Here is an 11618-nt window from a genome sequence, read left to right as displayed (position 1 = left end):
GCTCGATTTTCAAAGACTGAAATCGGACCCCAATCACATTGCCAAAAATCTGGCGCATTACCTCAAGAGTTTTTCCATTAGGGCGCGTGGCATCCTGGATCACTTTGGTTTTAGCGAGCACATCGAGAAACTTGAGAAGGCCAACCGACTCTATCTGGTCGTCTCCAAATTCGCGGAAATCGATCTACACCCAGATAAAGTCTCCAATCAGGAGATGGGATATATTTTTGAGGAACTGGTCAGAAAATACAATGAAGATGCAAATGAAACGGCAGGTGATCATTTTACGCCCCGTGAAGTCATTCGGCTGATGGTCAATCTCCTCTTTGCACCAGATGACGACATTCTTACACAAAAAAGCATCGTTAAAACCATCTATGACCCCACCTGCGGCACCGGTGGAATGATATCAACGGCGGAAGAGCACCTCAAAAAACTTAATCCCGATGCGAAGCCTGAAATATTCGGGCAGGATTATAACGACGAATCCTACGCTGTTTGCGGTTCGGATATGCTCATCAAAGGGCATAGCATTGAAAATATTGTTTTTGGGGATGTTCTTGGGGATGGACAGTCTACCGATGGTTTTCCATCTGAAAAATTTGACTACATGCTGGCGAATCCTCCATTTGGAGTCAAATGGGAGGCCGAGCAAGATTTTGTCACCAAGGAGCATGAATCGCAGGGGTTTTCTGGACGTTTTGGCGCCGGGCTTCCTCGGATAAACGACGGTTCGTTTTTATTTCTGCAACACATGATTTCAAAGATGAAGCCGGTGGATCAAGGTGGCACACGTTTGGGCATTGTCTTCAACGGCTCACCTCTTTTCACAGGCGATGCCGGTTCCGGCGAATCCGAAATCAGGCGATGGATCATTGAAAACGACTGGTTGGAGGCCATTGTCGGCCTGCCGGATCAGCTTTTCTACAACACAGGAATCTTCACCTATATCTGGATCGTCACCAATCGAAAAGCGCCGGAGCGTAAAGGTAAAGTGCAACTCATTAACGCTGTCTCCTTTTTTGAAAAGATGCGCAAGAGTCTCGGCAACAAGCGCAACTACATCACTGAAAAGCAGATTGAAAATATTACACGTCTTTATGGTGAGTTCAAAGATGGGGAGTTTTCAAAAATCTTTGATAACACCCATTTTGGTTTTAGAAAAATTACGGTCGAACGGCCTCTGAAGCTCAAGTTTCAAATCTCACAAGATGCTTTGTCTTTGCTTCAAGAAGCCAGTGCCTTTGTTAATCTTGCTGTCTCAAAAAAGAAAAAAGGGTCCAAAGCACATGATGAAGAAGTTGAACAAGGCAAGGCCCAGCAGCGTGCCTTTTTGGATATTCTAAAATCTTTGGATGGCCAGAAGATTTGGACCGACCGCGAAAGCTTTATCAATGAAATTCACGAACAGGCGAGATCCAGGGGGATCAAGCTTGGCGCCCCCATTCTTAAAGCGATTGTCGGGGTGTTTGGTACTCATGATGACGGTGCTACGGTTTGTTGTGACAAAAATGAAAATCCAGAACCTGATACGAGCCTGCGCGATACCGAGAGCGTTCCTTTAAGCGAAAGCATTGAAGATTATTTTCAGCGAGAAGTTAAGCCGTATGTGCCGGATGCGTGGATCAATGATTCGATCAAAGACGAAAAGGACGAACAGATTGGAATTGTTGGCTATGAGGTCCCCTTCAATCGCCACTTCTACAAGTATGTCCCTCCACGCCCCTTGCAAGAAATCGAGGCCGATTTAAAAGGCATCACCGACAGCATTTTAAAGATGATTGGAGGACTGACACAATGAAAAAGAAAGGGACAACAAATGTACGGCGCCTCAAATCAACCAAGGTGGTCAGACTATTTACAAATAAAACAGATCCTATGCCACGGCCTGTTGGTGCAGTGAATGAGGCCGCACTTCTTGCCGATCTTCGCCATCTCATCCATGCTGCCCGCCAACGCGTTGCTACTGTGGCAAACGCCACGCACGCTATGGTTTGCTGGCACGTTGGGCGACGCCTTTTGAAAGATAACTTGCAAGATGGCAGAGCGGCTTACGGTAAAAAGATTCTTGTGACAGTGTCACAAGAATTGGTGGCTGAATTCGGAGACGGTTTCAGCTACTCCGCTCTTACCCGAATGGCTCGTTTTGCCGAGTCCATGACTGATGAAGCAATTGTTGTAACACTGTCACGACAATTGAGTTGGTCTCACTTCCTTGCGCTTATCCCAATAAAAGACCCGCTAGCCCGTGATTTCTACGCCGAAATGTGCCGCATTGAGCGTTGGGATGTACGCACACTCCGACGAAAAATCGGGGGTATGTTGTTCCAGCGCACTGCCATTTCGAAGAATACAAAGGCCGTCATCTCTAACGAAATCGCCAACCTGCGCGATGGGCGCGTAACACCCGATACAGTCTTCCGTGATCCTTACTTCCTTGATTTTCTCAGGCTGAAGGGTGCTTACAGCGAGCGAGATTTGGAGCAGGCTATCCTTCGTGAAATTGAGGGGGTTCTTCTGGAATTTGGGGTGGGCTTTTCCTTTGTTGCCAGGCAAAAACGAATGAGTGTGGGCAAGGACGACTTCCATCTCGATCTGCTCTTTTACCATCGCCACCTTCGCAGGCTCATTGCCGTCGAATTAAAATTGGAGTCCTTTCAGCCAGCTCACGTTGGGCAAATGGAGTTTTACCTGCGCTGGTTGGACAAGCATGAACGCATCGCAGGCGAGGAATCTCCCATCGGTCTTATTCTCTGCGCATCTGCCGATGCCGAGCAAGTAGAGCTTCTTGAGCTCGATGCCAAATCCATTCGCGTGAGCGAATATCTCACCGAGCTGCCGCCCATGAAGTTGCTACAAACCCGCCTCCATCAAGCTATCGAACACGCACGGGAACGAGCGGCTCGTCAAGGGCCACGTGAAATTGCAATCGCACCTCAAAAAATTTCAAAACGAAAGAAAGCAAAGATACTGAAGGGAGACAACACATGAGTTTCCCTCGGTATCCAAAATACAAGCCATCCGACATCGCTGGGCTGGAGAAGGATATCGTGAGCATGCTTCGGGAGGTGGTGGGATGAATTGTCGAAATCAAAAAAGTGCGACAGCGTCGCACCAATCGGAGGTTACCGATGGATAAAGAAACAGCACTAGCGGTATTTGAAAATTATAAGATTCGCAGATTGTATGATCAACCGAAGGAGGCTTGGTTTTTCTCCGTCATTGATGTTGTTGCCGCCTTGACTGACAGCTCGAATCCCCGACGCTATTGGTCCGATTTAAAATCACAACTACATGATAAAGAAGGGTTTTCTGAGTTGTACGGAAAAATCGTACAACTGAAGTTGGAGTCCTCAGACGGCAAGAAATATGAAACCGACTGTGCTAACACGGAAACCCTCTTGAGAATTATCCAGTCCATCCCATCCCCAAAAGCAGAGCCCTTTAAACAGTGGCTCGCAAAAGTCGGCTACGAGCGGATTCAGGATATGAGTGACCCTGCCCGTTCACTTGATCGTGCACGGGACTACTGGAAAAAACATGGGCGCAGCGAAAAATGGATTCAGCAGAGGATGATGGGACAGGAGACCCGCAACAAACTTACCGATTACTGGAAGGATCACGACATAAAAGAAGAAAAGGAATACGCGATTCTCACGAATATCATCCATCAGGAATGGAGCAGTATTTCGGTCAAAGATCACAAGAATATAAAGGGCCTCAAAAGCCAAAACCTGCGCGACCACATGAGTGAGGCCGAGTTGATTTTTACCGCACTCGCGGAACTCTCCACCCGCCAGATTGCCGAAACAGATAATGCCACCGGCATAGTTGAAAACGCCGAAGCAGGCAAGACAGGGGGTAAGATCGCCAAAAAAGCGCGCCTTGAACTGGAGCAGAAAACCGGCAGGCGCGTGGTAACAGGCGAAAACTTTCTCCCACCAGCAGAGGCAAAGAGGAGGCTTAAAGGTGAGTGAAGTCGCACGAAATTTAGAAAATCTGCCTATTCCCAAGACGAAGGCAAAGCATAAGCCTTATCCAGCCTACCGTGATTCTGGCATTGAGTGGTTGGGGAGTGTGCCTGAGGAGTGGGAGGTTAAGCGATTTAAATTCGCCGTTCAAATTTCCAAGAATAAGGGTGATGGCAATGATTTAGATATGCCATATTTAGGTCTGGAAAATATTGAATCTTGGACAGGTAAACTCATTGAATTGGAGACGAAAATAGAACCTGAAAGCAATGTTAATATTTTTGATAGAAATGAAGTTCTTTTTGGCAAGCTACGCCCGTACTTGGCAAAAGTATATCTAGCGGAACAACCTGGCATTTGTTCAACTGAATTATTGGTCGTTAGAGAAAACCAAATCATAGCGCATTTTCTTAAATATTTGTTTCTGAGCCACAATTTCATCAATGTCGTAAATTCATTAACATATGGCGTGAAGATGCCAAGAGCCAGCTGGGAATTGATCGGTAATCTTTATTCTGTAGTTCCTCCCACTTCCGACCAACAAACCATCGCAAACTTCCTCGATAAAAAAACCGCCCAAATCGACGCGCTCATGGAAAAGAAGCAACGCCTCATTGAACTCCTCAAGGAAAAACGCACAGCACTCATCAGCCACGCCGTGACAAAGGGACTGGACCCCAATGTAAAAATGAAAGACTCCGGCGTGGAGTGGTTGGGGGAAGTGCCGGAGGGGTGGGATGCGCAAAGGTTAAAATTTTTATCTCGTATTCAAACAGGCAGTACACCACCGAAGTCTATCGAAGAATACTATGATATTAATGGAACTCCATGGATAAAACCAGATGACTTAGAAAAAAATGAATACATAATTGAATCAAAGGAATACCTCACTGATACAGGTGCGCAGGTGGCCAGACTTGTACCTGAACTGTCATCTTTGGTCTGTTGTATTGGTACTGTTGGGAAGCTTGGACTGGCAGGGAAAGCCCTTACTACAAATCAGCAAATAAATGCTGTTATTTTTAACGATAAGATTCAACCAAAGTTTGGATTTTATGCATTAAAATCTTCAGAAAGTGAACACAATCGCCTGTCTAATAAAAATGTGGTACAAATTTTAAATGCCGATAATCAAAAACAAATATTTTTGCCCTGTCCTGCAATCTCAGAACAACAATCCATCTCAAACTTCCTCGATAAAAAAACCGCCCAAATCGACGCCTTAATCGAAAAAGTCCGCACCGCCATCGACAAACTCAAAGAATACCGCACCGCCCTCATCTCCGCCGCTGTGACCGGCAAGATCGATGTGCGCGGATTGAGAAAGGATGTGCCAAATGAAATTTGAAAACTTCAATGCCGGAACATGGCAACAGCAATACCAGTACAAAAGTTTTCAGCCGATCCCGGTCAATCAGGAGTGGACGTGGGAAGAACCGACGATCAATCTCTTATTAGAACAGGCAACAAAGGCATTGGGCGAGCTCAATGCCTTTTCTTTGATTGTCCCCGATGTGGATCTTTTTATTCAGATGCACATATTAAAAGAAGCCAACCAGTCGAGTAAAATCGAAGGAACACAGACCGAAATGGATGAAGCCCTGATGCCGGAGGAACAGATCAAGCCCGAAAAGCGCGATGATTGGAGGGAAAATAAAAACTACATTCAGGCAATCAACACGGCAATAGACGAATTAACCAGACTTCCCCTGTCCAACAGATTGTTGCGTGAAACACACGGTATTCTTTTACAGGGGGTGCGCGGTGCACATAAACAACCGGGTGAATTCAGAACAAGCCAGAACTGGATTGGGGGCTCAAGTTTGAGTGACGCCACGTTTATTCCCGCGCATCATGACACGGTTCAGGAATTGATGAGCGATCTGGAAAAATTCTGGCACAATGATCAAATTACCGTGCCTCATTTGGTACGAATCGCCATCAGTCACTATCAGTTTGAAACCATCCACCCATTTTTGGATGGCAATGGAAGAATCGGGCGATTGCTCATTACCTTATATCTGGTCAGTATGGGGCTGCTATCAAAACCGTCACTTTATTTGTCTGATTTTTTCGAAAAGAACCGCGCCAGTTATTACGATGCCCTGATGCGCGTGCGAACATCGAATGACATCATTCATTGGATAAAATTTTTTCTAAACGGCGTTGCTAAAACGGCAACCAAGGGGCGTGATACCTTTGGACAAATTCTTATTGTGAGAAATGAGGTTGAAAGGGAGATTTTATCGTTGAACAGATTGGCTCCAAGCGCCCATGAGTTTTTAAAATTTCTCTACAGAAAGCCGGTTTTCACAACGCTTGAAGCGGCCAACGCAACAGGATTAACCAGACCTACGATCAATAAACTGGTAACCAAATTTAATGAGCTAAAAATACTAAGAGAAATAACAGGTTATGAGCGAAATCGAGTTTTTGTGTTTGATCGTTACTTTAAACTTTTTCTTATTTAACGATGTTATAATATCGTTAAATAAGATACGGCTTTGTTTAAACATAAACAGATACAAGTACTAACATGCTGATTTTAATATGATTATTGTTATGATAGGATTTTTATGCCAATAAATCATCGTGAAATTGCCTTTGAAGCGGCCATTGAAGACCATCTATTGAAAAGTGGTTATAATAAAGCATTGCCCGAAAACTTTGATCGCGAGATGGCGCTTGACCCGACTATCCTCATTCCGTTCATTCAGGAAACCCAGGAAAAAACATGGCAGGCCCTTGAAAAATTGCACGGAACAAACACGAAAGATATTGTGCTGTCAGATTTGTGCAAGAGTCTAGCCGCACGCGGATCTCTGGATGTCTTGCGCCACGGCTTTAAGTGTTACGGCAAGCAGATCGAGGTTGCCTATTTCAAGCCTTCTCACCGCCTGAATCCGGAAACAATCAAACTCTACAAAAGCAATCGCCTCACCGTAACAAGGCAGTTGAAATACAGCACCAAAAACGAAAACTCGATTGATCTTGTGCTTTCTTTAAACGGAATTCCAATTGTTACTGCCGAGTTGAAAAATCCGCTCTCGGGGCAAACGGTGAACCACGCCATCCATCAATACAAGAGGGATCGCGACCCACGTGAGCTGATTTTTCAATTCAAGAAAAGGGCTCTCGTCCATTTTGCCGTCGATCCTGATCTTGTTTTCATGACAACCATGCTCAAGGATAAGGAAACCTATTTTCTCCCCTTTAATCTGGGTGACCATCACGGGGCTGGCAATCCGGAAAATCAAAATGGCTACAGGACAAGCTATCTTTGGGAAGAAGTCTGGCAAAGAGATTCCCTGCTCGATATCCTGGCGCGCTTTTTACACCTCGAAATCAAAGAGAAGAAGTTTTCAGGAAAGACCGTAAAAAAAGAGACGATGATTTTCCCGCGTTATCATCAGCTAGGTTGTGTGCGCGGCCTTGAAGTGGATGCACGTAGCAAAGGCACGGGGCATAATTATCTGATTCAACATTCCGCAGGTAGCGGTAAATCCAATTCCATTGGCTGGCTGGCCCATCGGCTTGCTTTTTTGCATAACGAGGCTGATGAAAAGATTTTCGATTCGGTAGTCGTGATCACCGACCGTGTTGTTCTCGATCAGCAATTACAGGAGACCATCTACCAGTTTGAGCATAAACATGGGGTCGTACAAAAAATAGATCAAAATACGGCGCAACTGGCCAGCGCTCTCCGTTCAGGGATCCCCATCATTATTACAACCCTTCAAAAGTTCCCGTTTGTGACGGAGCAGGTTCGCAAGCAGGCCGAGGAGGAGGCCAAATCAGTGGGCAAAACCATTTCAAATGAGGCAACGATTCTCCCTGGTAAGAAATATGCCGTGATTATTGACGAAGCCCACAGCTCACAGTCTGGGGAGACAGCCACAGAACTCAAAGCCGTCCTGTCACGAGAAGAAATAGAAAAAGAAATCCAAAAACAAAAAGAAGAAAACGATGTCGATGATGTGGAAGAAGAAATCTTAAAAACGATGGCAAAACGGGGCAAGCAGCCCAACATCAGTTTCTTTGCCTTTACCGCCACACCCAAACACAAAACGCTGGAGGTTTTTGGAACGCCCGGACCGGAAGGGAAACCGGTTCCTTTTCATCTTTACAGCATGCGACAGGCGATTGAAGAGGGTTTTATCCACGATGTCCTCAAGCACTATACAACCTACAAGGCCTATTTTGGGCTTATCAAATCGGCAGAAGGCGATCCAGAGGTTAAAAAGAAAAAGGCGGCCAAGGAACTGGCGCGGTACATGTCACTGCACCCTCACAACATTGCCCAAAAAACAGAAATCATGGTGGAGCATTTTCGCAACCACACAAAGCATAAAATTGGCGGCAAGGCGAAGGCGATGGTGGTGAGTGGCTCAAGGTTGCATGCGGTCCGATACAAGCAGGCCTTTGATAAATATATACGAGAAAAGAAATACGATGATGTGCAGACACTGGTTGCCTTTTCGGGAACAGTCATTGACGACATTGACACCAGTATGACGTACACAGAAGGGGGAATGAATCGAAGCAAAGACGGGGAGAGTATTGCGGGAAAGAAGATACCCGAACGGTTTGAAACCGATGACTATCAGGTCTTGATTGCTGCTGACAAATTTCAAACAGGGTTTGATCAGCCCCTGCTCCATACAATGTATGTTGATAAACGGCTTGCCGGTGTACAGGCTGTCCAGACCCTTTCACGTGTCAACAGAACGTTCCCCGGAAAGGAAGATACCTTCATCCTCGATTTTTACAATGAGCGATCTGAAATTCTCCGTGCCTTTCAAGATTACTATGAAACCACGACCGTTGGGGAGGAGGCCGATCCGCAGCAACTCTACACCTTGCAGTCTGAGCTGGATGGTTATGGTGTTTATCATACAGAAGATGTCGAGGAATTCTGCCAAACGTATTACCTGCCCAAAGCATCTCACACCGTAACAGACCACGCAAAAATCAATTCAATTCTGGACCGTGTTGTCGATCGTTTTAAATCTCTGAAAGACGAGACAAGAGATGTAAAGAATGACGAAGAATGGAAAAAGGAAAAGGAAGCTGAACAAGAACTGTTTAGGGGAAAATTACAGGCCTTTCGTAATCTCTATTCCTTTCTCTCCCAGATTATTCCCTATCAGGATTCAGAATTGGAAAAACTCTACACCTTCGGACGATTCTTGCTTAAAAAACTACCCAGGAGAGAAAGCGGCCCACGCTACGATTTTGATGACGAGATTGCTCTCAAATACTACCGACTTCAAAAAATCAGTGAAGGTTCCATTGTATTGCAAAAGTCAATTCAGGGTGAACTGAAAGGTCCCTCTGCCGTTGGCACAGGGAAAATCCATGATGAACTCGTTCAATTATCAAAGCTGATCGACGTTCTCAATGACCGCTTTGGCACCGATTTCAAGCCTGCCGATCAGTTGTTTCTGGATTCAGTTGTAGAGGATGCCTTGGCGGATGAAAACCTTCAGCAAGCAGCACGCGCAAATACAATAGAAAACTTTAAGTATGTTTTCAGCAAAGAGCTTGAATCCCTTTTCATCGATCGAATGGAGCAAAACGAAGATATTTTTAACAAGTTCATGGGCGACCCCAACTTCAACCAGGTGATTGAAGAATACTTGCGGAAGTGCGTCTATGAAGAAATCAAAGCACGACATGACGATACACAAAAGACTCTTCCATTTCGGATAGTTTCACCAAGTGAGCAAGACAAATATAAAACCTGTGTCCCTCTGATTCCACTAAAGGCGGCGGCTGGCACCTTTAGTAATCCGCAGTATATCGAAAGCGATGACTGGGAATGGGTTGCAATTAATTCGAAATCGAGAATCCACAAACGTATGTTTGCCGCACAGGTGGTTGGAAAATCGATGGAGCCCGCCATACCTGACGGGTCTTACTGTCTTTTTTCGTCGCCCGTTGAGGGAACACGTCAGGGAAAAACTGTATTGGTGCAATTAAGAGATACAACCGACCCCGAAACAGGTGAGAGATACACCATCAAGCGGTATGAAAGTGAAAAAGAACAGAACGGTGATGAATGGCACCATACAAAAATTACATTGAAGCCTATTAATCCGGACTTTCAACCCATCGTCATTATGGACGCAAAAGAGGGGGAATTGCAGATTATTGCGGAGCGTGTGGAGGTATTGAAACCATGAACCAAAAGAAAACGAAAAGCTTAACAACCACCAGCGGCAAAGGACAATTCCTAGTCTATTCCACAGAAAATGGCGAGATCAAAATCGATGTGCGACTGGAAAACGAAACCGTCTGGCTAACCCAACAACTCATGGCGGAGCTCTTTCAGACAACCAAGCAAAATATCAGCCTCCATATTCAAAATGTCTTTGAAGAATCGGAACTTACCCCAAAGACAACTGTCAAGGAATACTTGACAGTTCGACCGGAGGGTAACCGTGATGTGCAGAGAAATCTAGAATACTACAACCTCGACATGATTATCTCGGTTGGTTACCGAATCAAAAGTGCTGTGGCCACCCGCTTTCGCATCTGGGCTACGCAAAAGCTTAAAGAGTATATCGTGAAGGGCTTTGTCCTCGATGACGAGCGGCTCAAAAACCCGGATCAGCCTTTTGATTATTTTGAAGAACTGACCCGCCGGATTCAGGATATTCGGACCTCTGAGCGGCGCTTTTATCAGAAAATCACCGACATCTACGCCACCAGCATCGACTACGACCCCACGCAGGAGATCAGTATCGACTTTTTCAAGACCGTACAAAACAAAATGCACTGGGCCATTACGGGTCAGACAGCCGCTGAAATTGTTCATTCCCGTGCTAAGGCAAGCAAACCCAATATGGGGCTCACAAACTGGCGGGGTGGCAAAGTTCGCAAGCAAGATGTGATCATTGCCAAAAATTATTTAAACGAGGATGAGCTGGCAGCCCTTAACAACCTGGTGGAACAATACTTAATCTTTGCCGCAGGCCAAGCGATGCGACGCATCCCTATGTACATGACGGACTGGATCACCAAGCTCGATGCCTTTCTCAATATTAACGACCGCGACATTTTAACCCACGCCGGTAAAGTTTCACACGAAATGGCAAGGGAGTTGGCCGAGGATGAATACGAAAAGTTCAGCATTTTACGGATGACCGAGGAAACCAACAAGGAAAGCGATTTTGACAGACTTGTTAAAAAACTTCCTCCGGCCAAAAAGAAGGGAAAGAAAAAGTGAACTGCTTTCAAAATATAATCGGTTCAAAATATATAGTGAGCCCCACGGTGGGGTAAATTTGGCCTGCGTGGCGAGATCCTGAAAGACTGGCCCTTACGGGCCAACAAGCACCGCCTTCGGCGGACGCGAACCGCTACGCGGCCCCGTCTTAACGGGTAACCAAGGCTTAAGCCGCCAGCTTGGGAATGAAAATCAGCCCTTGTGCCTGCTGAATCTTGGTTCTAACGTCGTCCACGGTGGCCCGCCAAGTTTTTTGTAGTTCTAAGGCTTCGGTGGATAGAAAGTTCCAAGAACTAAAAACGTATCTCTAAATCTGTTTATATTCCCAACGAAGAAATAGGTGTCGTTTTGCGGTGCACACATATTTGTCAACCACCGCTGTTTAGTAAGCGCCCAGCGAACCTTTCAATTACCCA

The 11618-nt window shown here is 45.7% G+C and carries 7 protein-coding genes; all 7 read left to right on the top strand.

Going from position 1 to position 11618, the window contains the following annotated elements:
- The coding region (locus COV46_00455) for a DNA methyltransferase (protein PIR18339.1) at window positions 1–1801 on the top strand (1801 nt) is incomplete at its 5' end.
- A gap of 77 nt (window positions 1802–1878) precedes the next feature.
- Window positions 1879–2991 (top strand): hypothetical protein, encoded by a 1113-nt coding sequence (locus tag COV46_00450; GenBank protein PIR18340.1) that lies wholly within the window; start codon window positions 1879–1881, stop codon window positions 2989–2991.
- Between the two features lie 140 nt (window positions 2992–3131).
- Window positions 3132–3977, top strand: a complete 846-nt coding sequence (locus COV46_00445; protein ID PIR18338.1) for a hypothetical protein — start codon at window positions 3132–3134, stop codon at window positions 3975–3977.
- Entirely contained in the window at window positions 3970–5319 is a 1350-nt protein-coding gene (locus COV46_00440; GenBank protein PIR18337.1) for a type I restriction endonuclease subunit S, read from the top strand. The genes COV46_00445 and COV46_00440 overlap by 8 nt, the downstream gene beginning before the upstream one ends.
- A complete protein-coding gene (locus COV46_00435; GenBank protein PIR18336.1) occupies window positions 5309–6442 on the top strand; it encodes a cell filamentation protein Fic in 1134 nt (377 codons plus the stop codon). The genes COV46_00440 and COV46_00435 overlap by 11 nt, the downstream gene beginning before the upstream one ends.
- A gap of 105 nt (window positions 6443–6547) precedes the next feature.
- Window positions 6548–10156, top strand: a complete 3609-nt coding sequence (locus COV46_00430) for a type I restriction endonuclease subunit R (protein ID PIR18335.1) — start codon at window positions 6548–6550, stop codon at window positions 10154–10156.
- Window positions 10153–11202 carry a hydroxyacid dehydrogenase gene (locus COV46_00425; protein PIR18334.1) on the top strand — a complete coding sequence of 350 codons (1050 nt, stop codon included), beginning with the start codon at window positions 10153–10155 and terminating at the stop codon, window positions 11200–11202. The genes COV46_00430 and COV46_00425 overlap by 4 nt, the downstream gene beginning before the upstream one ends.
- The last annotated feature ends 416 nt before the right edge of the window (window positions 11203–11618 follow it).

The organism is Deltaproteobacteria bacterium CG11_big_fil_rev_8_21_14_0_20_49_13, from assembly GCA_002796305.1.
In the GTDB taxonomy this organism is placed as follows: Bacteria; UBA10199; UBA10199.
The sequence above is the reverse complement of the archived record's forward strand: the minus strand, read 5'-3'. Positions and strand labels throughout refer to the sequence as shown.